The 25075-nt window shown below is 65.8% G+C and carries 24 protein-coding genes; 10 read left to right on the top strand and 14 right to left on the bottom strand.

Annotated features, from left to right (window positions below):
• The first annotated feature begins 100 nt into the window (after positions 1–100).
• The 7 genes from KO490_RS01575 to KO490_RS01545 are packed head-to-tail and all read left to right on the top strand — an operon-like array spanning position 101 to position 8523.
• On the top strand, positions 101–973 hold the full coding sequence (locus KO490_RS01575) for a DeoR/GlpR family DNA-binding transcription regulator (RefSeq protein ID WP_252726940.1): 873 nt from the start codon (positions 101–103) through the stop codon (positions 971–973).
• Positions 948–2024, top strand: coding sequence for an SIS domain-containing protein (locus KO490_RS01570; RefSeq protein ID WP_216017633.1), 1077 nt, complete (start codon positions 948–950; stop codon positions 2022–2024). Before KO490_RS01575 ends, KO490_RS01570 begins: the two co-directional genes overlap by 26 nt.
• Positions 2012–2911 carry an ROK family protein gene (locus KO490_RS01565; RefSeq protein WP_216017632.1) on the top strand — a complete coding sequence of 300 codons (900 nt, stop codon included), beginning with the start codon at positions 2012–2014 and terminating at the stop codon, positions 2909–2911. The genes KO490_RS01570 and KO490_RS01565 overlap by 13 nt, the downstream gene beginning before the upstream one ends.
• Positions 2908–4167 carry a class II D-tagatose-bisphosphate aldolase non-catalytic subunit gene (locus KO490_RS01560; protein ID WP_216017631.1) on the top strand — a complete coding sequence of 420 codons (1260 nt, stop codon included), beginning with the start codon at positions 2908–2910 and terminating at the stop codon, positions 4165–4167. Before KO490_RS01565 ends, KO490_RS01560 begins: the two co-directional genes overlap by 4 nt.
• Positions 4167–5258, top strand: coding sequence for an N-acetylglucosamine-6-phosphate deacetylase (locus KO490_RS01555; RefSeq protein ID WP_216017630.1), 1092 nt, complete (start codon positions 4167–4169; stop codon positions 5256–5258). Before KO490_RS01560 ends, KO490_RS01555 begins: the two co-directional genes overlap by 1 nt.
• Positions 5255–7147, top strand: coding sequence for a beta-N-acetylhexosaminidase (locus KO490_RS01550; RefSeq protein ID WP_216017629.1), 1893 nt, complete (start codon positions 5255–5257; stop codon positions 7145–7147). The genes KO490_RS01555 and KO490_RS01550 overlap by 4 nt, the downstream gene beginning before the upstream one ends.
• Positions 7144–8523 carry a M81 family metallopeptidase gene (locus KO490_RS01545; RefSeq protein WP_216017628.1) on the top strand — a complete coding sequence of 460 codons (1380 nt, stop codon included), beginning with the start codon at positions 7144–7146 and terminating at the stop codon, positions 8521–8523. Before KO490_RS01550 ends, KO490_RS01545 begins: the two co-directional genes overlap by 4 nt.
• Before the next feature lie 105 nt (positions 8524–8628).
• Here the strand turns inward: KO490_RS01545 and KO490_RS01540 are convergent, their stop codons facing one another.
• From KO490_RS01540 to cyoA, 5 genes are read right to left on the bottom strand one after another with little or no spacing between them, the layout of a single operon-like run.
• Positions 8629–9336: an SURF1 family protein gene (locus KO490_RS01540; protein ID WP_303462731.1), complete on the bottom strand. Its 708-nt coding sequence runs from the start codon at positions 9334–9336 to the stop codon at positions 8629–8631.
• Positions 9333–9689: a cytochrome o ubiquinol oxidase subunit IV gene (gene cyoD, locus KO490_RS01535; protein ID WP_216017627.1), complete on the bottom strand. Its 357-nt coding sequence runs from the start codon at positions 9687–9689 to the stop codon at positions 9333–9335. Before cyoD ends, KO490_RS01540 begins: the two co-directional genes overlap by 4 nt.
• Positions 9686–10357 carry a cytochrome o ubiquinol oxidase subunit III gene (cyoC, locus tag KO490_RS01530; protein WP_216017626.1) on the bottom strand — a complete coding sequence of 224 codons (672 nt, stop codon included), beginning with the start codon at positions 10355–10357 and terminating at the stop codon, positions 9686–9688. Before cyoC ends, cyoD begins: the two co-directional genes overlap by 4 nt.
• Complete coding sequence (gene cyoB, locus KO490_RS01525) at positions 10357–12390, bottom strand: cytochrome o ubiquinol oxidase subunit I (RefSeq protein WP_216017625.1); 2034 nt, start codon at positions 12388–12390, stop codon at positions 10357–10359. The genes cyoC and cyoB overlap by 1 nt, the downstream gene beginning before the upstream one ends.
• Before the next feature lie 5 nt (positions 12391–12395).
• Positions 12396–13502 (bottom strand): ubiquinol oxidase subunit II, encoded by a 1107-nt coding sequence (gene cyoA, locus KO490_RS01520; protein WP_216017624.1) that lies wholly within the window; start codon positions 13500–13502, stop codon positions 12396–12398.
• A 195-nt stretch (positions 13503–13697) separates the two neighbouring features.
• Between cyoA and KO490_RS01515 the strand changes: the two genes are divergently transcribed.
• A complete protein-coding gene (locus tag KO490_RS01515) occupies positions 13698–14957 on the top strand; it encodes an MFS transporter (RefSeq protein WP_216017623.1) in 1260 nt (419 codons plus the stop codon).
• Positions 14958–15029: 72 nt separating this feature from the next.
• On the opposite strand, the gene KO490_RS01510 is transcribed toward KO490_RS01515, so the two are convergent.
• Both KO490_RS01510 and KO490_RS01505 read right to left on the bottom strand, forming a co-directional pair.
• Positions 15030–16175 carry a CaiB/BaiF CoA-transferase family protein gene (locus KO490_RS01510; RefSeq protein WP_216017622.1) on the bottom strand — a complete coding sequence of 382 codons (1146 nt, stop codon included), beginning with the start codon at positions 16173–16175 and terminating at the stop codon, positions 15030–15032.
• Positions 16168–17391: an acyl-CoA dehydrogenase gene (locus KO490_RS01505; protein ID WP_216017621.1), complete on the bottom strand. Its 1224-nt coding sequence runs from the start codon at positions 17389–17391 to the stop codon at positions 16168–16170. The genes KO490_RS01510 and KO490_RS01505 overlap by 8 nt, the downstream gene beginning before the upstream one ends.
• A gap of 99 nt (positions 17392–17490) precedes the next feature.
• On the opposite strand from KO490_RS01505, the gene KO490_RS01500 reads away from it, so the two are divergent.
• A complete protein-coding gene (locus KO490_RS01500) occupies positions 17491–18384 on the top strand; it encodes a LysR substrate-binding domain-containing protein (protein WP_216017620.1) in 894 nt (297 codons plus the stop codon).
• Positions 18385–18436: 52 nt separating this feature from the next.
• Here KO490_RS01500 and KO490_RS01495 read toward each other — a convergent pair whose 3' ends face one another.
• Positions 18437–18817, bottom strand: a complete 381-nt coding sequence (locus tag KO490_RS01495) for a hypothetical protein (protein ID WP_216017619.1) — start codon at positions 18815–18817, stop codon at positions 18437–18439.
• Positions 18818–19169: 352 nt separating this feature from the next.
• Between KO490_RS01495 and KO490_RS01490 the strand changes: the two genes are divergently transcribed.
• A complete protein-coding gene (locus KO490_RS01490) occupies positions 19170–19580 on the top strand; it encodes a pore-forming ESAT-6 family protein (RefSeq protein ID WP_216017618.1) in 411 nt (136 codons plus the stop codon).
• A gap of 49 nt (positions 19581–19629) precedes the next feature.
• Here the strand turns inward: KO490_RS01490 and KO490_RS01485 are convergent, their stop codons facing one another.
• The 6 genes from KO490_RS01485 to KO490_RS01460 form a co-directional block, all read right to left on the bottom strand.
• Complete coding sequence (locus KO490_RS01485; protein ID WP_216017617.1) at positions 19630–20880, bottom strand: AI-2E family transporter; 1251 nt, start codon at positions 20878–20880, stop codon at positions 19630–19632.
• Between the two features lie 125 nt (positions 20881–21005).
• Positions 21006–22232 (bottom strand): saccharopine dehydrogenase family protein, encoded by a 1227-nt coding sequence (locus KO490_RS01480; protein WP_216017616.1) that lies wholly within the window; start codon positions 22230–22232, stop codon positions 21006–21008.
• 33 nt (positions 22233–22265) lie between these two features.
• On the bottom strand, positions 22266–23372 hold the full coding sequence (gene nspC / locus KO490_RS01475; RefSeq protein WP_216017615.1) for a carboxynorspermidine decarboxylase: 1107 nt from the start codon (positions 23370–23372) through the stop codon (positions 22266–22268).
• 133 nt (positions 23373–23505) lie between these two features.
• Positions 23506–23901, bottom strand: a complete 396-nt coding sequence (locus KO490_RS01470) for a hypothetical protein (protein ID WP_216017614.1) — start codon at positions 23899–23901, stop codon at positions 23506–23508.
• Positions 23902–23911: 10 nt separating this feature from the next.
• Positions 23912–24697 (bottom strand): DUF6478 family protein, encoded by a 786-nt coding sequence (locus KO490_RS01465; protein ID WP_216017613.1) that lies wholly within the window; start codon positions 24695–24697, stop codon positions 23912–23914.
• Between the two features lie 50 nt (positions 24698–24747).
• Positions 24748–25074, bottom strand: coding sequence for a 4a-hydroxytetrahydrobiopterin dehydratase (locus KO490_RS01460; protein ID WP_216017612.1), 327 nt, complete (start codon positions 25072–25074; stop codon positions 24748–24750).
• Position 25075 lies beyond the last annotated feature (1 nt).

The following is a 25075-nucleotide window of genomic DNA, read 5'->3' as shown; positions in this document are numbered from 1 at the left end:
GCAAGAATTTTTTTGTCTAACTTAATTATTGTGCTGATGGACCAAGTTTGAGATGATCAAACCCGATGCAACTTTAGCTTAGCAAAAGTATTACCTCCGAATGATCAGCAAGTCCCGCCCATCCGACCTCGTGCAGGCGATCGCGACCTCCGGTCCCGGCTTCACCCCGAAGCTGGCCATGATCGCCCGCTTCGCGCTGGAGGATCCTGAATCCTTCATTCGCAAGACCAGCCGCGACATCTGCGCCGAACTGGGCACATCGGAACCGACGCTGATCAAGTTCTGCCAGCAGTTCGGCTATTCCGGGCTGTCGGATTTCCGCATCGACCTGGCGCTGGCGCTGGCCAAGCACCGTTCGGGCAGCGATTTCGTCGAACCGCTGGCAGGCGACCGGCGGCAGGTCAACCTGGCCGCCAAGCAGCGGATCGCGCGGGCCGTGGTGGGGCTTGTGGCGGATGACAGCAGCCTGCTGATCGACAACGGTTCCACCACCGAGGTGTTCGCCCAGCTGCTGGGCGGGCCGCCCCGGACGATCATGACGACCGGCATCCGTGTCGCGCAGAACGCGCTGGAACACGGCATCCATACCGTCATGCTGACCGGCGGGCGCATCCGCCCCAATGCCATGTCGATGACCGGCCGCATGGTCGAGGCGACCATCGGCCGGATGCATTTCGACACCTTCGTGATGGGCGCGGGGGCGATCGACGCCGATATGGGCCTCTCGACCTTCCAGGAGGACGAGGCCCACAACACGCGCTTCATGCTGGACGCCGCGCGGCGCGTCATCGTGCTGGCCGACAGCACGAAATTCGGCAAGCCGCGCCTGCATGCCATCTGCGGCATCGACCGGGTCGACGTCCTCGTGACCGATCTCGATCCGCAAGACCCCCGCTTCGCCGCCATCGAGGCGCAGGGGACCCACATCGTATCAACTAGGAACGCCAATGACCTCGACGCTGACCCTGCCTGAGACCGCCACCTGGAGCGAAATCCTGAGCCAGCCCGACATCTGGGAGGGCTGGGCCGACACGCTTGCCGACCAGTCGGCCGAGATCCGCGGATGGATCGCCCGGCGGGGCATCGACACCGTCTGGCTGACGGGGGCCGGCACATCGGCCTTCATCGGCGGGGTCGTCGGCGCGGGCGCTTCGAAACTGCGGCTCGAGGATCGGGCCAGCACCGATATCGTGTCCTGCCCGCAGGATGTGCTGACCGCCGGGGGAAGGATCCTCTGCGTGCAATTCGGCCGATCGGGCGACAGTTCGGAATCGGTGGGGGTGATGGACCTGCTGGACCGCCACCGCCCCGATATCGACCGGTTGCACATCACCTGCAATCCCGATGGCGCCCTGGCCACCCGCCCGGCCCCCGGCCCGGGCGAGACCCGCGTGATGCTGCTGCCCGAGGCGACGCATGACCGCGGTTTCGCCATGACCTCCAGCTTCACGACGATGCTGCTGTCGGCCTTGGCATGCCTGGGCGATTTCGATGCCGCCAGCCTGCCCGCGCTGGCGGCCGAGGCGCGGACGCTGATCGCGCAGCTGGCCGACAGCCCCTGCCCCCGCCCCGATCGCGCCGTCTTCCTCGGATCGGGTGCGCTGAAGTCGCTTGCACGAGAGAATGCGCTGAAGGTTCTGGAACTGACCGCGGGCAGGACCGGCACGCAATGGGACAGCCCGCTCGGCTATCGCCACGGCCCCAAGGCCGCCGTGACCGACGATACGCAGGTCTTCGTCAGCCTGCATCCCGATCCGCATACCGCGCGCTATGACCGGGACGTGGCCGATGAAATCCGCCGCCAGTTCCCCGACATCACGGTGCGGACGGTGGGCCCCGGCGGCGACATCGCGTTCGACGGGACCGGGGACGCGCGCGCCGATGCGGTGCTGCATGTGCTGGTCGGCCAGATCCGGGCGGCGCAATGGTCCGCCGCGCTCGGCCTGCCGGTGGACGACCCTTTCCAGGGGCGCAATCTCAGCCGTGTTGTCTCGGGGGTGCAGCTCTACCCATGGCAGCGATGATCTGCGGCGGCATCGACCTGGGCGGGACCAAGATCGAGGCCCGCCTGTTCGACGGCCCGGACGCCGCCACGACGCAACTGCGCCGGATCGCGACGCCGCGCGAAAACTATGCCCGGATGCTTGCGGCACTGATCGAACAGATCCGCTGGCTGCAGCAGGTGTCGGGACGTGACGACCTGCCCGTGGGCATCGCGGTGCCCGGCATCATCGACCCGGAAACCGGCGGCGTCTTCACCGCGAACACCCCGGCACGCGGCCATTCGATCCGCGACGACCTGATGGCGCAGCTGGGCCGGCCGTTCCCCGTGGTCAATGACTGCATGGCCTTCGCGCTGTCCGAAGCCTGCGGCGGTGCGGGCGACGGCCACCGCACGGTGATGGGGCTGATCCTCGGGACCGGGGTCGGGGGCGGGCTGTGCATCGACGGCGCGATCGCCCCCCGCGCGGGCGGCCTTGCGGTCGAGGTCGGGCATGTCGGTCTTCCGGCCAGCGCCATGGCCCGCCATGGGCTGACGCCGCGCCGCTGCGGCTGCGGCAGGCTGGGCTGCATGGAAACCGCCGTGTCCGGCACCGGCCTTGCCAATATTGCCGAAGATATCCTTGGAACACGCATCGAAGGCGCCGATCTGGTGCGCGGCGGCCACGAGGATGTCCTTGAAATCTGGGCGGATATCGCAGGCGAATGCCTGCTGACGATCCAGCTGATGCTGGCCCCCGACTGCATCGTCCTCGGCGGGGGCCTTTCGAACATGCCCGACGTGGTGCCGCGACTGGAACGGGCCTTGGAACGCCATGCCCTTCGCACCATGAAACCAACCAGGCTGCTGCAGGCCCGACATGGCGACAGTTCGGGCACGCGCGGGGCCGCATTGCTGGCAAGAAGATGACACAGGAAATCGACGACATCATCCGTGCAAACCGCGCAGGCAAGGGAACTGCCCTGCCTTCGGTCTGTTCTGCCCATCCCGACGTGCTGACCGCGTCGTTGCTGCTGGCCGAAGCCCTGGACCGGCCCCTGCTGGTCGAGGCGACCTCGAACCAGGTGAACCATCGCGGCGGCTATACCGGCATGACGCCCGATGCCTTCATCGCATCGCTGCGCGACCGGGCGGCGGCATTGGGGGTCGCGCCCGACCGGCTGCTGTTCGGGGGCGATCACCTTGGCCCGCAGGCATGGAAGGACCAGCCCCCCGAGGCCGCGATGGCCGAAGCGCGCGCCATGATCGAGGCCTATGTCCGCGCGGGATTTACCAAGATCCATCTGGATTGCTCCGAAGGTTGCGCCGGTGAACCGGCCGCCCTGACCGACGGCCCCGCCGCGGCGCGCGCCGCCGAACTGGCCGCCGTGGCCGAGGCCGCGGCACCCGACGCGACCGCCCTGCGATACATCATCGGCACCGAGGTTCCGCCCCCCGGCGGCGCGCGCCACGACGACGAAGGCATCGCCCCGACCCCGCCCGAACGCGCCACCGCCACGATCGCGGCCCATGCCGCCGCCTTTTCCGGGGCTGGTGTGGATGCCGCCTTTGCGCGGGTCCGCGGTCTGGTCGTCCAGCCGGGGCTGGAATTCGCCCCCGCGCAGGTCATCCGCTTCGACATGACCGCGCCCGACCACCTGGGGCCGGTGCTGGCCGATCATCCCGACCTGTGCTTCGAGGCGCATTCGACCGATTACCAGGCCCCCGAGGTCTATCCCGAACTGGCCCGCCGGAACTTCGCCATCCTCAAGGTCGGTCCCGCCCTGACCTTCGCATGGCGCGAGGCCCTTTATGCATTGTCGCATGTCGATCAATGGCAATCGGGCACCCCGCATATCTCCGAGGTGATGGAGCGGATCATGACCGCGGCGCCGGCTGCATGGCGCAGCCATTACCACGGCACGCCGGAACATCAGAAGCTGATGCGCCATTTCGGGCTGGCCGACCGCATCCGCTATTACTGGACCGATCCGGCAGCGCAGGACGCGGTGGCGGCACTGAAATCCCGCCTTGATGCGAACCCGCCCCCCGCGCCGCTTCTGGCGCAGTATCTGCCCGAAGCCACCATCCGGCGTGCGGCATCGCTGGACCTGCCCATGGTCGAATCCCTGCTGGTCGCGCATGTGCAGGAAGCGCTGCTGCCCTATTACGAAGGGACCGCGTGATGCTGATCGGGGTCAAATCCCTCTGGAACGGCGGGCGGCTGCTGCACGACATGGCGTTCGAGGTCGCATCGGGCGAAATCGCCGCCATCCGGCCCCTTGGGGCGGACACGCCCGATACGACGGTCGCCCTGGCCTCGCCCCTGCTCTGCGATCTGCAGGTGAACGGCAGCGGCGGCGTGATGGTGAACAGCACACCCACGCCCGACGGGTTGCGCGCCATCGCGGCGGCACAGCGGCGCTGCGGCACGGGGGCGATCCTGCCCACCGTGATCACCGACACCCCCGACGTGATCGAGGCCGCAGCCGAGGCCGCGCTGGAAGCCTTCGGGCATGACGGCATCGCGGGCCTGCATATCGAAGGGCCGCACCTGTCGGCCCAACGGCGCGGCACCCACAAGGAGGCCTTCATTCGCCCGCTGGACGACCGGACCGTCACGCTTGTCGAACGGCTGCGCGCCGCGGGGATGCCCGTGATGATCACGCTGGCCCCCGAGCTTGCGGATCCGGTCCTGTTCTCGCGGCTGGTCGCGTCGGGGGCCGTCGTCTCGGCCGGGCACACCATGGCCACCGCCGAAGAAACCCGCGACGCGCTGGAACGCGGGTTGTCCTGCTTCACCCATCTCTACAATGCGATGCCGCCCATGACCGCCCGCGCGCCGGGCGTGCTGGGCGCGGCGCTGAATTCGCGGGCGCATGCGGGCATCATCGTGGACGGCATCCATGTCGATTGGGACATGCTGCGCGTCGCGCTTCGGTCGCGCCCCGCACCCGGCCTGACCTTTGCCGTATCGGACGCCATGGCCACGGTCGGCGGCCCGGACCACTTCGAGATCTACGGCCAGACCATCCGCGTCCGCGACGGGATGCTGGTGAATGCCGAAGGCTCGTTGGCGGGGGCGCATATCGACCTGCGGCAGAGCCTTGCGAACCTGGTGAACCGGGTCGGCCTGCCCCTGTCCGAGGCGCTGCCCATGGTCTGCGACATCCCGCGCCGCGTGATGGGCCTTGCGCCGGCGCAGATCGCCCCGGGCCAGCCCATCGCCGACACGCTGCTTCTGAATGACGACTTCCAACTGATCGAGCTGACATGACCCTGCACATCACCCAGACCTGGAGCGCGGCACCCGAAGGCACCAAGGGCAGCTTCCATTTCCGCCTGCGCAATTTCGGGACCGCTGCCGTTCCGATGGCACGGTTCTGCTATACCTCGCTCGGGCGGATCGACGAGACGACGGATGTCGTGGGCGGCTCTGTCGCGCGAAATTTCGGCAGCTTCGTCGAGATCCGGCCCGACATCGCCGAACTGGCGCCCGGCGCGTCCTGGGATCTGCATCTGCGCGGGTTGATCTATGGCGCGTCGAACCGCACCCAGGGGCTGATCACCGCCTGGACCGAGGGGCCCGAGGGCCATGCGACCACGGTGGCATTCGACGATCTGCAGCCCCTTGAGAATTTGCCGCGCGGCGCGACCAAGCAATGGCCCCGTGGCAAGGCCGTCCACCCCCTGGGGCTGCTGCCATGGCCGAACGCGGTCGATATCACGGACTGGCATGACGCGGTTCCGAGCCTTTGCCCGGCCGAAGGGGTCGATCCCGCCCCCTTCGTTACCGTGGCGGCCCTGCATCGCCGGCTGTTCCCGCTGGCCGCGACCGCGATCCGACCCTGCCCCGATGACGGCGCCATGGCGGTCACCACGGCCACCGATCCCGCCCTGCCCGCCGAAGGCTACAGGATCGCCTTCGGCCCGACCATCGACATCGCTCATGCCGACAAGGACGGGTTGCGCCACGCGCTGATCGCCCTGACCCAGATCGCCCAGACCGCCCGCAGCGATGCAGGCTATCGCTTTCCGCGCGCGGGCATCATCGAGGATGCGCCCCGCTTCGGGTGGCGCGGCGTGATGTTCGACGTTTCGCGGAACTTCTTCCCGGTGGCCACGCATCGCAGGCTTCTGGACGTCATGGCATGGCTGCGGATGAACCGGCTGCATTGGCACCTGACCGATGACGAAGGCTGGCGCATCCCGTCCGCCGCCTTCCCCCAGCTGAACGCGACCGGCGCCACGCGCAGGCGCGGCGCGCCCATGCCGCCGCAATATGGCGACGGGCCGGACGGCCAGTCGGGCTTCTACCCCCCCGAGGATATCGCAGCCGTGCTGGACCATGCCGCGATGCTGGGCATCGAGGTCATGCCCGAGGTCGAGATGCCCGGACATGCCTCGTCGCTGATCGCTTCGGTTCCCGGTCTGCGCGACCCCGAGGAACCCGAGAACGCCTATCGCTCGGTGCAGGGGTTCACGAACAACGCGCTCAACCCCGGTCTGCCCCGAAGCTACGAGGTCGCCCATACCCTGCTGGACGAGGCCGCGACCTTCTTCCCCTTCGAGATCATCCATGTCGGCGCCGACGAGGTGGAACATACCGCCTGGTCGCGTTCCCCCGCCGCGCAGGCCCATGCATCCCTGCACGGACTGTCGGGAACGGCCGAACTGCAGGCGCATTTCCTGCGTCGCGCGCAGGCGCATCTAGCAGAACGGGGCCGCAGGATCGGCGCCTGGGACGAGGCGGCCGAGGGGGGCGGCATATCGCCCGACACCGCCGTCCTCTTCGCATGGCGCAGCAAGGAACGCGTCGCGGAACTGATCCGCGAAGGCTATGACGTGGTCGCGACGCCGGGGCAGGCCTATTACCTTGACATGGTGGAATCCGAAGGCTGGGATGCGCGCGGCATCTCCTGGGCCGGGGCGGCCACCCCCGAGGACAGCTATGCCTACGAGGTCGGGCTGGACCTGCCCGAGGGACCGGGCCGTCTGCTGGGGGTTCAGGCCGGGATCTGGACCGAATACCTGCACACGACGGAACGGCTGAACGCCATGATGTTCCCCCGCCTTGCCGCCGTCAGCGAAGCCGCATGGACGGCGGGCGATCGCAAGGATGCGGACCGCTTCTTCGCACTGTCCCACCTGGTGCCGCAGCTGTGAAACGGGTGGCGATCGGCGGGTTGCATACCGAATGTTCCAGCTATTCCCCGCTGGAACAGACGGCCGAGGATTTCACCCGGGTCGAGGGGGCCGCGCTGACCGCCTCGGTCCCGTTCGATTTTGCAGGACATGGGATACGGCCGATACCGATCCTGCATGACAGATCGGTTCCCGGCGGGCCGGTCGCCGCCGCCACCTTCGACGCGCAGCGGGCCGAATTCATGCGCCGGTTGCGCGCCGCCATGCCGCTGGACGGCGTGCTGCTGCTGATGCATGGCGCGATGTTCGTGCCCGGCATCGACGACCCCGAGGGCGACTTCATCGCCGAGATCCGACAGATCGTCGGACCCGATGCCATCATCTCGGCGGCGTTCGACCTGCATGGGCAGATCACCGAACGGATCTGCGATGCCCTGGACGGCTTCGCGGCCTATCGAACCGCGCCCCATGTCGATGTGCCCCTGACATGGACACGGGCCGCGACGATCCTTGCCCGGGCACTGGCGGGCGGGCCGCGCCCGTCCGTGATCCGGGTGCCGATCCCGATTCTCGTCTCGGGCGAGATGTCATCGACCTTCGTGGCGCCCTGCGACCGGCTCTATGCCGCGCTGGCCGATCACGACGCGGCGCCGGGGATCGAGGATGCGAACCTGATGATCGGATATGTCTGGGCCGACAGCCCCCGCGCCACGGCGGCGGCGGTCGTCACGGCCACGGACCGCCGCGCGGGCGAGGACACGGCACGGGCCATTGCGCGCGCCTATCGCGATGCCCTGCCCGAACTGGCCTTCGACATGGTGTCCCTGCCGCTGCCCGATGCGTTTGGTCATGTCGCACACGGGCCCGCCATCCTGGCCGACAGCGGAGACAACCCGACCGCGGGGGGCGTGGGCGACAGGGCCGATGTGCTGCGCCATGCGCTGGATGCGGGGCTTGGCTCGGTCCTGATCGCGGGCATTGCGGACCCTGTGGCCCATGCGGCGCTGCAACAGGGCGCGGAAACGATCACCCTCGGCGGCAGCCTGGGGGGCGGGGGGCCTAGGTTCGAACTGACGCCCGACCTGTGCCGCTTCGCGGAGGGCTGTGCCGTCATCGCCATTGGCGGAATCACGGTCGTCATCTCGGCCAGGCGACGTCCGTTCCACCACCTGAGCGATTTCGCGAAGCTGGGCCTGACGCTTGGAGATTTTCGCCTGCTGGTGGTCAAGTCGGGATATCTGTCGCCCGAATTGCGCGAATTGCCGCGCCGGCAGGTGATGGCCCTGACCGAAGGGGCCGTCTGCCAGGACATTTCCCGGCTGACGAACGATCATCGCCCCCGGGGGACATGGCCCTTCGATCAGCGGGACGCGCACGGGGCGCCTTTCGACGTGTAAGGAATGCCGGGGACCGGGATATCGCTTGATGCCCCGGCCGACCGTCCGCAGCCGGCTCCGGATGACCGGAGGGCCGCGCATGGCAAGCCAAGCGCGGGAAATCCGTCAGTCGTCGCCGCGCAGCCGGTCGCGGATGGCCCAAGCCATGCCCGCCGCCAGCAGGATTGCCATGGCGTACCAGGTCAGCGCATAGGACAGGTGCGAATTGCGGAAATCGATGATCGTCAGCCCGCCGCGCGGCCAGAACTCGACCGGGCCCGCCTGATCGGCATCGATGAAATAACCGGGCATCGCATCGACATTCGCGGCAGCGTTCATCGCCGCGATATCGCGCGAGACCCACCGGTCGTCCTCGGGGTGGTTGTCTTCCAGGAAGGTGCCGCCGGGCTCGGTGATCCGCAGCAGACCCTCGACGCGCTGGACGCCCTCGGGGCGGGTCCAGTCGGCGCCCGACGGCACGAAGCCGCGGTTGATCCAGATCGCCCCCTCGGGGCGGTCCAGCGGTGTCATCAGCCAGTAGCCCGGACCGATCTCGGTCACGGCCTTCACCAGCAGCGAACGGTCATGCTGGAAGCTGCCCGTCGCCTCGACCCGCAGATAGGCGTCGTCTTCGGCGGTGACGGGCGGTTCGGGCGGGGCGACGGGGTCGCCATGGGCGCGCGTCTCGACGGCCTCTATCAGGTCCAGCTTCCAGGACAGCCGCCGGACCTGCCAGTTGCCAAGCCCGATCAGCGTCACGAAGACCAGACCGGCAAGCGCCAGCAGGACGATGTCCAGCCAGCGCCTGCGCCCATGTTCCCGACCTTCGGTCACGGCAGGTTGCGAACCCGCTCGATCTGGTCGTGCGAGGGCATCATGTTCTCGTTGAGGTGGAACATGACCCAGACCGAGCCTGCGAGGACGATGAACAGCAGCGTCGCCGTGAAGACCAGCGACATGAACTGCCAGCCGTTCTCGGCCCGGAAGGTGACATGCAGGAAGTAGTGGACATGCACCAGGATCTGGATCGCGCCCAGCCCGAAGATGATGCCGACGGCCCAGGGCAGCGACATCTCGAATTCGCCAATGACCAGCCCGAAGGGGATCAGCGTCAGCACCACCGACAGGCCGAAGCCGATCAGATAGGACTTGTAGGAGCCATGTGCATCGTTGTCATGCGCGCTCATATCAGCACCCCCGTGAGGTAGACGAAGGAAAAGACGCCGATCCAGATCAGGTCGAGGAAGTGCCAGAACAGGCTGAGGCACATGATCCGGCGACGGTTCTCATGGGTCAGGCCATGCATGCCCACCTGTGACAGCAGGACGGCCAGCCAGATGCAGCCCGCCGTGACGTGCAGCCCGTGCGTGCCGACCAGGACGTAGAAGGACGACAGGAAGGCGCTGGCCATGGGCGTCGCGCCCAGGTGCCACAGATGATAGAACTCGTAGAGTTCCAGCCCCAGGAACGCGAGGCCGAAGCCCCCCGTCACCAGAAGCCACCGCACCAGCCCCTGCTTGTCGTCGTTCTGCATCGCGATGACCGCGAAGCCGTAGGTGATCGACGAGAAGAGCAGCATGGCCGTCGAGACGAGGATCATCTCGATCTCGAACAGGTCGGCGGGGGATGGCCCCGCCGCATAGTTCTGCCCCAGCACGGCATGGACCGCGAACAGGATCCCGAAGATGAGGCAGTCGCTCATCAGGTAGATCCAGAACCCCAGCATGGTGCCGGTGTCGTGGCCGTGTTCCTCCTCGTCGTGCTCGGTCTCGAACACGTGGTACTGGAAGGGCTTGTCGTCGCCCGGTTCGGACTCTTTCGCGAGTCCGCCGGATTTCTGCGCGATGCTGCTCATCAAGCCTGCTCCGCCATCATGCGCGTGCGCGCCGCTTCGATTTCACCGACCTCATCGGCCGGCACGTAGTAATCGCGATCGTAGTTGAACGTATGCGCGATCCCGAGCCCAAGGGAGGCGAGGAAGCCGAGCGCCGCCAGCCACCAGATGTGCCACACCAGCGCGAAGCCCATCACCGTCATGGTCCCCGAGATGATGATCCCCGAAGCCGTGTAGCGCGGCATGTGGATCGGCACGTAGCCCTTGAGCGGACGCTTGTAGTCGTTGCGCTTCATGTGCTCGTAGGCGTCGATGTCATGCACCTGCGGGGTGAAGGCGAAGTTGTAGTAGGGCGGCGGCGACGAGGTCGACCATTCGAGGGTCCGCCCGTTCCAGGGATCGCCCGAGAAGTCGCGCAGGCGCTGCGTGTCGCGATCGCGGATCGAGATGTAGAGCTGCACGAAGAACGCGCCGATCCCCGCCGCGATGCAGAGCGCACCGATGGCCGCCGTCACGAAGTAGACCGCATAGGCCGTATCCTCGAACTGGCTGAGGCGACGCGTGACGCCCATCAGGCCCAGGACATAGAGCGGCATGAACGCCAGGTAGAAGCCCACGATCCAGAACCAGAAGCTGACCTTGCCCCAGAACGGGTCCAGCTTGAAGCCGAAGGCCTTCGGGAACCAGTAGTTGATGCCGGCAAAGACCCCGAACACCACGCCGCCGATGATCACGTTGTGGAAGTGCGCGATCAGGAACAGCGAGTTGTGCAGCACGTAATCCGCGGGCGGAACCGCCAGCAGCACGCCGGTCATGCCGCCGATCACGAAGGTGATCATGAAGCCGATGGTCCACAGCATGGGGGGCTCGAACCGGATGCGGCCCTTGTACATGGTGAACAGCCAGTTGAAGAGCTTGGCCCCCGTCGGGATCGAGATGATCATCGTCGTGGTGCCGAAGAAGGCGTTCACGTTCGATCCCGCACCCATGGTGAAGAAGTGGTGCAGCCAGACGATGTAGCTGAGAACCATGATCACGCAGGTCGCATAGACCATCGAGGTATAGCCGAAGAGCCGCTTCGAGGAGAAGGTGCAGACCACCTCCGAGAAGATGCCGAAGATCGGCAGGATCAGGATGTACACTTCGGGGTGGCCCCAGATCCAGATCAGGTTCACGTACATCATCGGGTTGCCCCCGAGATCGTTCGAGAAGAAGTTCGTCCCGATATAGCGGTCGGCCGTCAGCAGCGCGAGGGTCGCGGTCAGCACCGGGAAGGACGCCACGATCAGCACGTTCGTGCACAGCGTCGTCCAGCAGAAGATCGGCATCCGCATCCAGGTCATGCCCGGTGCGCGCATCTTGACCAGCGTCACCAGCAGGTTGATCCCGGACAATGTCGTCCCGATCCCCGCGATGTTCAGCGCCCAGAGATAGTAGTCCATCCCGACGCCGATGCTGTATTCGGGTCCCGACAGCGGCGGATAGGCCAGCCAGCCGGTCGTCGCGAACTCGCCCACGAACAGCGACACCATGATCAGCGCGGCACCCGATGCCGTCAGCCAGAAGCTGAAGTTGTTCAGGAACGGGAAGGCCACGTCGCGCGCACCGATCTGCAGCGGCATCACATAGTTCATGAAGCCGGTGACGAAGGGCATCGCCGCGAAGAAGATCATGATCACGCCATGCGCGGTGAAGACCTGGTCGTAGTGGTGGGCGTTGAGGTATCCCTCGTATCCCATCGAGGCCAGGGCCTGCTGGGACCGCATCATGATCGCGTCGGCGAAGCCGCGCACGAACATGATCAGGCCCAGCACCATGTACATGATGCCGATCTTCTTGTGGTCGATCGAGATGAACCAGCTGCTCCAGAGATAGCCCCAGAGCCGGAAATAGGTGATCGCGCCCACGACGGCCGCGCCCAGAAGCACGGTGCCCGCGAAGGCCGCGAGGATGACCGGCTCGTGGAACGGAAGGACGTCCCAGGTCAGCCGGCCGAAGATCGGGTCGGTCACTAGGGCACCGGCGGTGCCGTGAACTGTTTCTGCTGTTGCCATTTTCTTCAGTTCGCCTCGGTGGGTGAGGGCCGGGTCCCGCTCTCGGGGGCCTCGGCAGGCGTCGACTGCAGCGGCATGTCGAGCGCGGCGAGGATGTCGGCCGCACGGGCGCCGTCGGTCGGGCGCAGGATCTCGAACAGGGCCTCGGGATTCTCGACCGAGCAGATGCCGCGATAGGCCTCCCGGTTGTAGAGCCCCTCGATCCCGCCGCCGCCAAGCGCATCGACCATCATCATGTCGTTGACGCACAGGTCGTCATCGCTGACGCAGAGGTTGAGGATACGTTCCCAGAGCCCTTCCTCGATGCCGTCGAAGGCGGTGACCGGATGGTCGATCGTCGGCTTTTCCAGCTCGACGAAGGTCTCGCGATCCAGCATCGCTCCTTCGCTGCGGGCCGTCTCGATCCACTGATCGAAGCCCGCCTCGTCGAAGCTGTGCAGGTCGAAGTTCATGTAGTTGAAGCCGTTGCCGCTGTAATTGGCCGAGAAGCCCTTGTAGGTGCCATCCTGGTTCATCACGGCGTTCAGTTCGGTCTGCATGCCGGCCATGGCGTAGATCTGTCCGGCCATGGCGGGAACGTAGAACGAGTTCATCACGGTGGTCGAGGTGATGCGCCATTCGACCGGACGGTCGGTCACGACCGCGGCCTCGTTGACCATCGCCACGCCCTGTTCAGGATAGATGAACAGCCATTTCCAGTCCATCGCGACGACCTCGACGACCAGCGGCTCGACATTCGGGTCGATCGCCTTCTCGGCCGAGATGCGCGGCAGGCTGTCATAGGGGTTCAGGCGATGCGTCGCGACCCAGGTCAGGCCCGCGAGGCAGATGATGATCGCCAGGGGGACCATCCAGACCACGACCTCGAGGCTGATCGAGTGATCCCACTCGGGGTCGTATTTCGCCTTCTTGTTCGAAGCACGGTAATGCCATGCGAAATACGCGGTCAGCGCCATGACGGGCAGAATCACGATCAGCATGAGGATTGTTGAATAGACGATCAGATCGCCTTGTTGGGCGGCCACGTCCCCAGAGGGGTCGAGAACCACAAGATCGCAGGCCGAGACGGTCGCGAGTGCAGGAAGAACTGCAAGTTTTTGCCAGACGCGCATGGGGTAACTCACCAGCCTTTGGGTGTCGTCTTCGTGGAAGAACAGATGCGTTCCATATAGATCGCCCTGTTCGCGCGGGCACCGTGTAACTCTGCCGCATCCCGTGATACAAGCCGCCGCACTACAAATAGCCCTGACTTCGACGCATGGCAGTTATCTTATCCTTCTACATGAACAGTGACAGGCAGCCCCTTCATGACCAGCACTGACGCACAACCAACCGAACACGCCACGATCGACGAGGTGGTCACCACCGTCATCATGGCGCGCGTCACCGATTTCTTCGGCTTCTTCGTATATGCCATCGCCTCGGCGCTGGTTTTCCCGGAACTGTTCTTCCCGAACTATGACCCGGTCACCGGTACGCTGCTGAGTTTCGCAGTGTTTTCATTGGCTTTCATCGCGCGACCCATCGCCAGCATGCTGGGCCGCGAGGTTCAGAAGATCATCGGACGGCGCGGCAAGGTCGTGCTGGCGCTGATGATCCTGGGCGTCTCGACGGTGGCCATCGGCCTGCTTCCCGGCCATGCCTCGATCGGCGCGATGGCGCCTATCCTGTTGGCGGTGCTGCGTTTCGTCCAGGGCATCGGCCTTGGCGGCGCATGGGACGGGCTGACGCTCCAGCTTCAAAATGCCGCACCCGAGGGGCGCAAGGGCGTCTACGGCATGGTTCCCCAGCTCGGCGGACCCATCGGCTTCTGCGTCGCGGCCTCGATCTTCTTCGTGCTGACGGGATTCCTGACGCATGAGGAGTTCATTCTCTATGGCTGGCGCTTCGCCTTCTTTGCCGTGTTCGCGGTGAATGTCGTGTCGCTGTTCGCCCGCCTGCGGCTGCTGCAGACCGATTTCGGCAGCGACGAGCGGCTGATGAGATCGGCGCCCTATGGCGAACTGATCGCCAAGCAGTGGCGCCCGATCCTGCTGTCGACCTTCCTGCCGCTGGCCAGCTATGCGCTGTTCCACATGGTGACGGTCTTCCCGCTGGCCTATGCGAAACTCTATTCCGACTATGCCATTTCGGGCATCCTGTTGTGGGAATTGCTGGGCGGATCGCTGGCCATCGTCGCTGTTATGGCGTCGGGCCCGCTGGCCGACCGCTTCGGTCGCCGTACCCTTCTGGGGGCCACCACGGCGCTGATCCCGCTGCTGTGCCTGACCATCGGCACGCTGGATTCGAACCCCGCGATCTTCATCGTGACGGGCATGGTGCTGCTGGGACTGGCCTATGGACAGGCAAGCGCGATCGTTCCGAACCGCTACCCGACGGAATACCGCTACAGCGGCTCGGCCCTGTCGACGAACTTCTCGTGGCTGTTCGGCGCGGCCTTCGCACCGCTGACCGGGCTTGCACTGACCTCGACCTTCGGACTGTGGTCGGCGGCGCTCTATCTGCTGTCGGGCGCGGTCGTGACCTGCGCGGCGCTCTATCTGCTGCGAATCAGCGAACACCGCTGACCTGAAAAGCCCCCGGCCCGTTCCTGTTCGGGCGGGCCGGGGGCCGTCCCTGCGTCGATCTGCCGCAGGTTGTCACTGCCCCTCGAATGCCCATTTTCCGGCCCCGAGCGTGGGTGCAGCCCGTTCGCTGACCGAATCGCTGCGCGAGAATCGGACCGGCGTTCTCAGCCCCGCGATTCCCTCGGGTTCGATCCGCATTTGACGGGCGCGAATCTGCGGATCGTCCAGGGCCTCGGCCACCGAATTGATCGGGCCGCCCGGCACGCCCGCCCGCGTCAGGGCTTCGATCAGGGCGACCTTGGTCCATCCGGCCGTCGCCTCGGACATGATGGCGATCAGGGCATCGCGATTGGCCACCCGCCCCGCATTGTCCGCGAACCGCGCATCCGTCGCGCAATCCAGCCTCAGCACGCCGCAAAGCGCCGCGAACTGGCGGTCGTTCCCGCAGGCGATGATCAGATGCCCATCAGCCGCCGGAAAGACCTGATAGGGCACGATATTGGGATGCGCGTTCCCCAGCCGCGTGGGCACATCCCCCCCGAGCAGATAGTTCGCGGCCTGATTCGCCAGAACGGCGGCCCCGCAATCCATCAGCGACAGATCGACCTGCTGACCGCGCCCCGAAACCGCCCTTTCGGTCAGCGCGGCCTGGATGCCGATCACGCCATAGAGGCCCGTGAAGATGTCGATCCATGCGACGCCGACCTTCTGCGGCTCGGCGCCCGGTTGGCCCGTCAGGTCCATGATCCCGGTCATGCCCTGGATCATGAAATCATAGCCCGGCTGCCCGGCCCGCGGCCCATCCTGTCCGAACCCGGTGATCGAGGCATGGACCAGCCCCGGATTCCCCGCCGACAGGCTGTCGTAATCTAGTCCGAAGCGGGCCAGCTGGCGGGGGCGGAAATTCTCGATCACCACATCGGCATCGGCGATCAGGGCCTTCAGGCGCGCAAGGTCGTCGGGGTCGGAAAAATCGCAGGTGACGCTGGTCTTGCCGCGATTGGCACAGTGGAAATAGGCCGCGACCCTTTCGGTGCCGCCGTCCGGCATGGGACGGTCGATGAAGGGCGGGCCCCAACGGCGGGTATCGTCGCCGCCCGGCGATTCGACCTTGATCACCTCGGCGCCCAGATCGGCCAGGGTCTGCCCGATCCAGGGACCGGCAAGGATGCGCGCCAGTTCGACGACGCGCAGCCCCTCCAGCGGCCTGTCACCCAAAGGCCTGGATCCCGGTCTGCGCACGGCCCAGGATCAGGGCATGGACGTCATGCGTGCCCTCGTAGGTATTCACCGTTTCCAGGTTCTGAGCGTGGCGCATGACGTGATATTCGACCTGGATGCCGTTGCCGCCATGCATGTCGCGGGCCTGCCGGGCGATATCCAGCGCCTTGCCGCAATTGTTGCGCTTCATGATGCTGATCATCTCGGGGGCGAAGCGGCCCTCGTCCATCAGGCGGCCGACGCGCAGGCTGCCCTGCAGGCCAAGCGCGATCTCGGTCTGCATGTCGGCCAGCTTCTTCTGGTACAGCTGCGTCGCGGCCAAGGGGCGGTTGAACTGCCTGCGCTCCATCCCGTAGCGGTGGGCGCGATACCAGCAATCCTCGGCCGCGCCCATGACGCCCCAGCTGATGCCGTAACGCGCGCGGTTCAGGCAGCCGAACGGCCCGCCCATGCCCTGCACATTGGGCAGGATCGCATCCTCGGGGACCTCGACATCGTCCATCACGATCTCGCCGGTGATCGAGGCGCGCAGGCTCAGCTTGCCGCCGATCTTGGGGGCCGACAGCCCCTTCATGCCCTTTTCCAGGATGAAGCCGCGCACCTTGCCGTCATGGGCATCGGATTTCGCCCAGACCACGAAGACATCCGCGATCGGGCTGTTCGAGATCCACATCTTCGACCCCGACAGGACATAGCCGCCATCGGTCTTGCGCGCGCGGGTCTTCATGCCGCCGGGATCCGACCCGGCATCGGGTTCCGTCAGCCCGAAGCAGCCGATCCATTCGCCCGATGCCAGCTTCGGCAGATACTTCCGGCGCTGATCTTCGGACCCGTAGGCATGGATCGGGAACATGACCAGGCTGGACTGAACCGACATCATGCTGCGATAGCCGCTGTCGATGCGCTCGACCTCGCGGGCGACCAGGCCATAGGCCACGTAGGACGCGCCCACCCCGCCATATTCCTCGGGGATGGTGACGCCCAGAAGGCCCGCCTCGCCCATGGCGCGGAAGATTGCCGGATCGGTGCGCTCTTCCAGATAGTTCTCCTCGATCCCCGGCAGCAGGCGGTCAGTCGCAAAGGCCTGCGCCGCGTCGCGGATCATCCGCTCTTCCTCGGTCAGCTGATCGTCCAGCAGGAACGGGTCCTGCCAGACAAAGCTGCCGCCCTTGTGGTTCACCGGCGCTGCGGCGCTGTCGTCACGGTTCTGCATGGGAACCCCCTTCTGATCCTGTTGCGGCGACCATAGCGCAGTGAATGACTGACCCTGAAACGATCTTTTCGCATCCATCCATGCATTCTATGAATGGATATGCGCCAGAGACATTTCCTGCCCTCGCTGTCACAGCTGATCGCCTTCGAGGCCGTGATGCGACATCACTCGGTCACCGCCGCCGCGGACGAGCTGCACCTGACCCAGAGCACCGTCAGCCGCCTGATCCGCGCGCTGGAGGACCGCATCGGCAAGCCGCTGTTCCTGCGCCAGAACCGCAGCCTGATCCCCCTGCCCGAGGCGCGCGCCTATCAGAACGACATCTCGCGCGGGTTGGACATCATCCAGCGGGCCAGCATGTCGATGATGGCCAATCCCGGTGGGGGCACGCTGTCGCTGTCGGTGCTACCGACCCTGGCGACACGCTGGCTGGCCCCGCATCTGGGGCGTTTTCTGGATGCCAATCCCGGCATCTCGATCAACCTGTCCACCCAGATCCGCCGCTTCAGCTTCCGGGCCGAGACGCATGACGCGGCAATCTATTTCGGCCAGCAGGACTGGCCCGACGTGCGGCATCTGAAGCTGTTCGACGAAAGGCTGACCGCCTGCGCAGCGCCTGGTTTTCTTGCGCGACATCCGGTGCGCCAGGTGGACGACATGGCCGGACTGCCGCGGCTGCAGCTGGAAACAAGGGCATTGGGCTGGACCGACTGGTTCGCCGCGCATGACGCGCAACCGCCCGCCGCGGCAGGGATGGTGATGGATCAGTTCTCGACCATGATCCAGGCCGCGATATCGGGGTTGGGCATTGCACTGCTGCCCCATTACCTGGCGCGGATCGAGATCGAGGAGGGGCGCCTTGCGCCCATCCTGACGCCCGATATTCCCGCGACCGGGGCCTATTGGCTGGTCTGGCCCGCATCCAAGGACGCCCATGCCCCGCTGGTCAGGTTCCGCGACTGGCTGGGCCAGCTTCTGGACGATACGCCATGAAAAAGGGCCGGGCATCGCTGCCCGGCCCCTTTTGCCGTTCCACGGCGAAGGATCAGTTCAGATCTTCGCCTTCGCTCATGCCCGAGGTTTCGGCGCCGCCGTCTTCCTCAAGACCGGTGTCGCCCTCGACCTCGACAGCCGCTTCTGCGGGGATGCTGTCCTCGATCGGGTCGTATTCGGTGCCGTCGGTCGAGCCGGTCTCGGCGTCCAGCGGGATGATGTCGTCACCGCTCAGATCGGTCGAATTCACCGTCTCGGTGGGGGGCTCGTCGCCATCGGTCGAGGCGCCGGTCTGGATCGGCTGGTCCATCGAGGTGGCTTCGGCCGCGCTGTCCACCGGGTCCGGTGCGGTTGCGGGTTCGGTCTGGGCGAAGGTTGCAGTGCCTGCCATCAGCATGGCGGTCGTCAGGGCGGTCATCGTCTTGGTCATCATGACGTTCTCTCCTGTTTCAAAACTGCGGTGCATATGCATGCCGCGATTGGAAGATGAACGGCAGCAAATCGCGACCGGTTCGATCACGCAGCCGTGATAATATCCATGTAACTGTAAATGCTTGGTTTTTATATTATTACATTTTCGCGGAACCCTGTTTCCGGGCTGAAGCGGCCAAATCACGATGCCGTTTGGGGCAGATTGTCGCGCAGCGATCCCCCCTGTCATGGCGGGTTTCAGGCGGGCTTCTGCCATGCACGCTTCCGTTACGGGCAATCCCCGCAAACGCGCCCTAGCTTCTTTCCGGACGCGCCCTTCACGGCGCGCAGAATGACGGAAAAGGAGTAATCGCATGATCCGCCATATCGCACTTGCCATGGGTATCGCCGCCGCGGCACCCGCAGCCTTCGCGCAGACCGCCGAGGCACCGCAGCCCGCACCCCAGCCCACGGCCGAGGATGCGGCCGCGAATTACGAAGCCGCCCGCAACCAGCTGGGCATTCTGCAATATTGCCAGGAACAGGGTCACACCGGCCCCGAGGCCATCGAGACGCAGGGCAAGCTGGTCGGCATGCTGCCTGCGGGCGATGACGCTGCAGGCCAGGCGGCCGAGGCCAAGGGCGCTGAAGGCACCGTGGCCATCGCAGGTCAGGAAATGACGCTGGCGGATGCGGCCGAAGGTCAGGGCAGCACCGAGGCCGAGACCTGTCAGCAGATCGAGGCCGCCGTGAACGACATCGCGGCCAGCCTGCCGCAGGGCTGATCCAGCCGTTCCCCGATGCAGGAAGGGGCCCCGGTTCGGGGCCCCTTCTTCATTCCGTGCTGTCGTGATCCCGCGCCATGACCTGTCTCGTGGCGATCCGGGCGGCGTCGTGATCCTCGGCCGAGGCCCCGCTTTCCACCAGGTCGCGCGCGTCGGTCTCGTCGGAATCCTCCAGCGGGGGCGGGTCTTCGCCCGCAAGGAAATTGCCGAACTTTTCCCAGCCGGGCACATGTTCGGCCAGAACCCGCAGCACCACCAGCACGGGCACCGCGATGACCATGCCGATCACCGACCACAGCCATGCCCACAGCGCGACGGCCAGGAACACGACGACCGTGTTCATCTGCAGCCTGCGCGACACGAAATATGGCGTGATGATCTGCCCCTCCAACGAGGTCAGCCCGAGGTAGCTGAGAGCCACCATTCCGGGCCAGAACAGTCCCGGCATGACCACCAATGCGACCAGCCCCGAAATGGCCACCCCGGTGATCGCCCCCAGATAGGGGATATAGTTCAGAACGAAGGCCCCGATCCCGAACAGAAGCGCGCCGGGCATCCCCCAGGCCCACATGGTCAGCCCGACGGCAAGACCCAGCCCCGCATTGATGATCGTGATCGCACCCAGGTAATTGCCGAGCGATTCCTCGATCTCTCGCAGCGCCAGATAGGCAGAGCGCTTCTCTCGCAACCTGTCGAAACTCTGGACGATTTTCAGATACAGCAGGTCGCCCGATGCGATCATGAAGAACAGCAGCACCATGGTGAACAGGATCTGCCCCATCAGAAGGGGCGTCATCGACAGCACGGTCCCGAACGTGGTCTGTCCGTCGCGTTCGACCTTGATGGCAGGGGCTTCGGCGGCATCCTCGCCGTCCATCTCCTGCGCCTCGTCGATGCGGCGCACGGCATCCTGGATGCCGGAGAACGACTCGCGGACGCTCTCGAACTTGCGTTCCAGCTGGGCGCTGATGACGGGCATGTTGTCCATGGCCCGCGTCAGCGGGCCGCTGGCGGCATAGAGGATGATGCCCACCGTGGTCAGGATCGACAGGGTGATGACCAGCGCGGTGATCCCGTCGGGGATGTTGCGTCGTTCGGCCAGCCGCCGCAGCGGCGTGAAGACGAAGAACAGCAGCAGCGCCATCGTCACCGGCATCAGGAAGTCGCGCCCCGCCGCGATCGCCGAGAACGCGAGGATCATGAAGATGCCCGTGACCGACCAGGTCAGGATGCGCGGATATTGCGTCGCCTTTTCCTCGGCCGTGCGGCGCGGAAACAGATTCCCCGAAGCCTGCGGCATCCGGACCCCCCTTATCGTTCGAACTGTGGAACATACCTCCCGGAGCGGCCGGGCCGCAGCGGAAACGCGAATGGCGGGCCGGATGTTCCGGCCCGCCATCGGGGAAGCTTCGATATTCGGGGCGATCAGATCGGGTGGTCGCCCGTCTCGTCGATGACGCGGGTGGGCAGGCCCATCTCGCCCAGCAGTTCCAGGAAGGGCCGCGCGGGCAGATCCTCGACATTGGCCATCTTCTTCACGTCCCAGGGGCCGCGCGCGATCAGGATCGCGGCCGCGACAGGCGGCACGCCGGCGGTGAAGCTGATGCCCTGGCTGCCCACCTCGAGGAAGGCCTCCTTGTGGTCGGCGACGTTGTAGATGAAGACCTCGCCCTCCTTGCCGTTCAGGCTGCCCTTGACCAGATCGCCGATGCAGGTCTTGCCCTCGTAATCGGGGGCAAGGCTGGCGGGATCAGGCAGCACGGCCTTGACCACCTTCAGCGGCACGACCTCCTGCCCCTCGGCGGTGGTCACGGGCTGTTCGGACAGCAGGCCCAGGTTCTGCAGCACGGTGAACACGTTGATGTAATGTTCGCCAAAGCCCATCCAGAAGCGGACATCGCTGTCCTTGTAACGGGCCGACAGGCTGTGAACCTCGTCATGGCCCGAGAGATAGGCGGTGCGCTTGCCCACGACGGGCAGGTCCCATTCGCGACCGACCTCGAACATCTTGTTCGTCTTCCACTCGCCGCCCTGCCAGGAATAGACGGTGCCGGTGAATTCGCGGAAATTGATCTCGGGGTCGAAATTCGTGGCGAACCAGCGCCCGTGCGAGCCGGCATTGATGTCCACGATATCGATGCTGTCGATCTTGTCGAAATACTCGTCCTCGGCCAGGCGGGCATAGGCGTTGACGACGCCCGGATCGAAGCCCGCACCCAGGACGGCCGTGATGCCCGCGGCGGCCACGTCCTCGCGGCGCTTCCATTCGTAATTGCCGTACCAGGGCGGGGTCTCGCAGATCTTGGCCGGATCCTCGTGGATGGCCGTGTCGATATAGGCCGCACCCGCACGGATGCAGCCTTCCAGAACGGTCATGTTGATGAAGGCCGTGCCCACATTGATCACGATGCCCGCATCGACCTGACGGATCAGCGCCTCGACGGCATCGGCGTCCATGGCATCCAGCGCATGGGTGGTGAAGGGCATGTCGTGCCCCTTCTCGCGCAGGCTGTCGACGATGGCGTCGGCCTTGGATTGCGTCCGGTTCGCGATATGCAGATCGCCGAACTCGGCGGCCCATTGCGCCACCTTGTGTGCCGAAACCTGTGCGACGCCACCGGCGCCGATGATGAGGACGTTCTTCTTGGCCAATTCCAACTCCTTCGGGGTAGAGAATGGGTCGCCTTACGACAGGCTGCCTTTGTAGTCATCATAGCCGAAGCTGCGGACGGTGCGAACCGTTCCGTCTTCTTCGCGCCGTGCGATGGCGGGCATTGCCACGCCGTTGAACCAGTTCTTCTTGACCATGGTATATCCTGCGGCATCCGCGATGCTGACCCGGTCGCCGATCTGCAGCGGTTCGGCAAATCGTGCCTCGCCGAAGATGTCGCCCGCAAGGCAGGTTTTGCCTGCGATCTGGTATGCGTGATCGCCCTGCCGCGGCAGCTTGGCCGTCTCGCGATAGATCAGCAGGTCCAGCATATGCGCCTCGGTGCTGCTGTCCACGATGGCGACGTCCTTGCCGTTGTTGACGATGTCCAGCACGCTGACCTCAAGGGTAGTGGTCTGCGTGATGCTGGCCTCGCCCGGTTCCAGGAAGGCCTGGACGCCGAAACGGTCCTGGAAGGCCCGCAGCCTGTCGGCCAGGCGGTCCAGCGGATAGCCTTCGCCGGTAAAGTGGATGCCCCCGCCCAGGGACACCCAGTCCAGCCGCTTCAGGAAATCGCCGAACTCGTTCTCGATCCGGGTCAGCTGACGGTCGAACAGGTCGAAATCGCCGTTCTCGCAATTGTAGTGGATCATGACGCCGCCGATGCGATCCAGCGCCTTTTCCAGCACGGCCATGTCCCATTCCCCCAGCCGCGAGAATTCGCGCGCAGGATCGGCCAGATCGAACCCGCTGGTGGAAAAGCGCGGGTTCAGCCGCAGGCCCGCCGTGACGCCCGCCGCCTGTGCCTTGTCCGCGAAACGGTCCAGCTGCGACAGGCTGTTGAAGATGATCTTGTCGGCATAGCCGATCGCCTCGTCGATCTCGTGATCGGCCCATGCCACTGAATAGGCATGGGTCTCCTTGCCGAATTCCTCGTGGCCCAGGCGCAGTTCATAGAGCGAGGAGGACGTCGTGCCGTCCATGTAATCGCGCATCCCGTCGAAGACCGACCAGGTCGCGAAGCATTTCAGCGCCAGCAGCGCCTTGGCGCCCGAACGCTCGCGCAGATAGGCCACCTTCTCCATGTTCGCGCGAAGCTTCGCCATGTCGATCAGATAATACGGTGTCTGCGGCTGGGTCATGGGCGGGGCTCCGATCGAGGGGGCTGTTGCGACGGTCCATCGCGGCGGTCACGAAGCAGCCCATATAGGGCCACCCCCCGCTTTTCGCAAGGAAACATGACGCCGGGACGACAGGCCCCGACCCGTCCGCAGGTCAGCCGCGGGCGCGGGTTTCGGCGGCGAAACGGCGCAATTCGCGCTTGCACAATTCCAGCTCGGCGCGCAGCGATGCCAGCTCGGCCAGAAGATCCTCGTCCAGCGGACTGCCCGCGACCAGCGGCAGGCGCGCAAGCACCTCGCCCGCCGCATTCGCCGCATCGCCCGCGGTCGCGGGATCGGTCTTCAGCAGCAGGGTGTGGACGCCTTCGGACAGGACATGGCCCGGCAGGTCGACCTCGACCAGCCATGCGCCCGCGCCATCGGCAGTCAGCCGGGCTTCGGCAGCGACCTCGCCCGCATGGACCAGGATGACGCGCCCCGGTTCGTCCTGCGCCCGCAGCCGCCCGCGCCACAGGCCGCCCCGAAGGCCATGGCTGGTGAAACTGGTCATCGGCATCTCCTCAGATCTGGGCGCGGGGATGACGCGACAGCACGACATCGCGCAGCGCCACGGCATTCATGTAGGGGGCCTCGAAGATCAGGTCGATCCAGGCCTTGTGCACCGATCGCTGCGACAGGTCGGCATAGCCCAGGTCGAACTCGACCAGCCGCTGGCAGTTCGCGCCGTCGATCGGGTCGCCCATCTGGCGCAGCACGGTTTCGGTATTCGGGCCCTGCTGGATGTTCAGCCGGGCATAGACGGTGATCGGTCGTTCGGCCTGAAGGACCGAATGCAGGCGAACGATGTGATGGCCGCCCAGATCGGCCAGGGCCTCGGGGGGCAATGTCAACGAGAACGACAGGAAGCTGCCCGAGAACCCCATCACCTCGAGCCGCAGGCCATAGCCGGCAAGATCGGTCGCAAGGCGGTTTCGCACCTGCTTCAGCATCAGGGCGCGGGCCTCGCAATCGTGGAACAGCGCCACTTCCTCGGACAGCCACAGGTCGCCGCGCGGGGCGATCAGTTCGGCGTCGGAAATGCGGGTCTGCATGATGTTCGGGCGCCAACGCCAGTCGGTGCCGTCGGGCAGTTCCATCCGATGCAGGCTGTCGCGGATGCCGGGGGCGAATTCGTCGGTCGCCTGCAGGAACCGGCCCAGAACCTGGCGCAGGTCGCGGGCCTCGTCGCGCAAACCCTCGGGGACCTGCCGCCGTCTGCGCTGCACGCTGTCCAGAAGCGATGTCCATTGCTGCGCCGCGCGGCTGCGTATCCGCTGCGAGATCCAGCTCCTCTCGTGACGCGACATCCGGCCTCCGCTCGACTTGGCTGATCGGGGCCGGACGCGCCGGCCACGCTTCAGGGGATAGACCGCGTGCCCGGGGCAGACAAGCCTTCGGCCCAGCTGCCATCCATCAGCGCATCCAGCCGCGCGGCGCTGTCCAGATCGCGTCGGCTCAGTGCATCGACATCGTGGCTGGTGAAGCTGACCGTGCAATATCCCCAGCCAAAGCAGATGTCGGGATGGTGATCCTGCCGGTTGCCCAGCCATGCGGCAAGATTTGCGGCCTCGACCGCGCGGGCAAAGCCCTTGAATTCGAACCGGCGGGTGATCCGCTTGCCGTCATCCGACAGGGTCCATTCGGGCAGCCCGGCCAATGCGGCCCGCAGCATGTCGTCATCCATG

The organism is Paracoccus sp. C2R09, from assembly GCF_018860625.1.
Taxonomy (GTDB): domain Bacteria; phylum Pseudomonadota; class Alphaproteobacteria; order Rhodobacterales; family Rhodobacteraceae; genus Paracoccus.
This window is presented reverse-complemented; position numbering and strand designations above follow the sequence as displayed.

Coding starts and splice junctions, on each gene's coding strand:
- KO490_RS01575 (WP_252726940.1), top strand. CDS start 101: ATGATCAGCAAGTCCCGCCCATCCGACCTCGTGCAGGCGATCGCGACC.
- KO490_RS01570 (WP_216017633.1), top strand. CDS start 948: ATGACCTCGACGCTGACCCTGCCTGAGACCGCCACCTGGAGCGAAATC.
- KO490_RS01565 (WP_216017632.1), top strand. CDS start 2,012: ATGGCAGCGATGATCTGCGGCGGCATCGACCTGGGCGGGACCAAGATC.
- KO490_RS01560 (WP_216017631.1), top strand. CDS start 2,908: ATGACACAGGAAATCGACGACATCATCCGTGCAAACCGCGCAGGCAAG.
- KO490_RS01555 (WP_216017630.1), top strand. CDS start 4,167: ATGCTGATCGGGGTCAAATCCCTCTGGAACGGCGGGCGGCTGCTGCAC.
- KO490_RS01550 (WP_216017629.1), top strand. CDS start 5,255: ATGACCCTGCACATCACCCAGACCTGGAGCGCGGCACCCGAAGGCACC.
- cyoD (WP_216017627.1), bottom strand. CDS start 9,689: ATGAGCGCGCATGACAACGATGCACATGGCTCCTACAAGTCCTATCTG.
- cyoC (WP_216017626.1), bottom strand. CDS start 10,357: ATGAGCAGCATCGCGCAGAAATCCGGCGGACTCGCGAAAGAGTCCGAA.
- cyoB (WP_216017625.1), bottom strand. CDS start 12,390: ATGGCAACAGCAGAAACAGTTCACGGCACCGCCGGTGCCCTAGTGACC.
- cyoA (WP_216017624.1), bottom strand. CDS start 13,502: ATGCGCGTCTGGCAAAAACTTGCAGTTCTTCCTGCACTCGCGACCGTC.
- KO490_RS01515 (WP_216017623.1), top strand. CDS start 13,698: ATGACCAGCACTGACGCACAACCAACCGAACACGCCACGATCGACGAG.
- KO490_RS01505 (WP_216017621.1), bottom strand. CDS start 17,391: ATGCAGAACCGTGACGACAGCGCCGCAGCGCCGGTGAACCACAAGGGC.
- KO490_RS01500 (WP_216017620.1), top strand. CDS start 17,491: ATGCGCCAGAGACATTTCCTGCCCTCGCTGTCACAGCTGATCGCCTTC.
- KO490_RS01495 (WP_216017619.1), bottom strand. CDS start 18,817: ATGATGACCAAGACGATGACCGCCCTGACGACCGCCATGCTGATGGCA.
- KO490_RS01490 (WP_216017618.1), top strand. CDS start 19,170: ATGATCCGCCATATCGCACTTGCCATGGGTATCGCCGCCGCGGCACCC.
- KO490_RS01485 (WP_216017617.1), bottom strand. CDS start 20,880: ATGCCGCAGGCTTCGGGGAATCTGTTTCCGCGCCGCACGGCCGAGGAA.
- nspC (WP_216017615.1), bottom strand. CDS start 23,372: ATGACCCAGCCGCAGACACCGTATTATCTGATCGACATGGCGAAGCTT.
- KO490_RS01470 (WP_216017614.1), bottom strand. CDS start 23,901: ATGACCAGTTTCACCAGCCATGGCCTTCGGGGCGGCCTGTGGCGCGGG.
- KO490_RS01465 (WP_216017613.1), bottom strand. CDS start 24,697: ATGTCGCGTCACGAGAGGAGCTGGATCTCGCAGCGGATACGCAGCCGC.
- KO490_RS01460 (WP_216017612.1), bottom strand. CDS start 25,074: ATGGATGACGACATGCTGCGGGCCGCATTGGCCGGGCTGCCCGAATGG.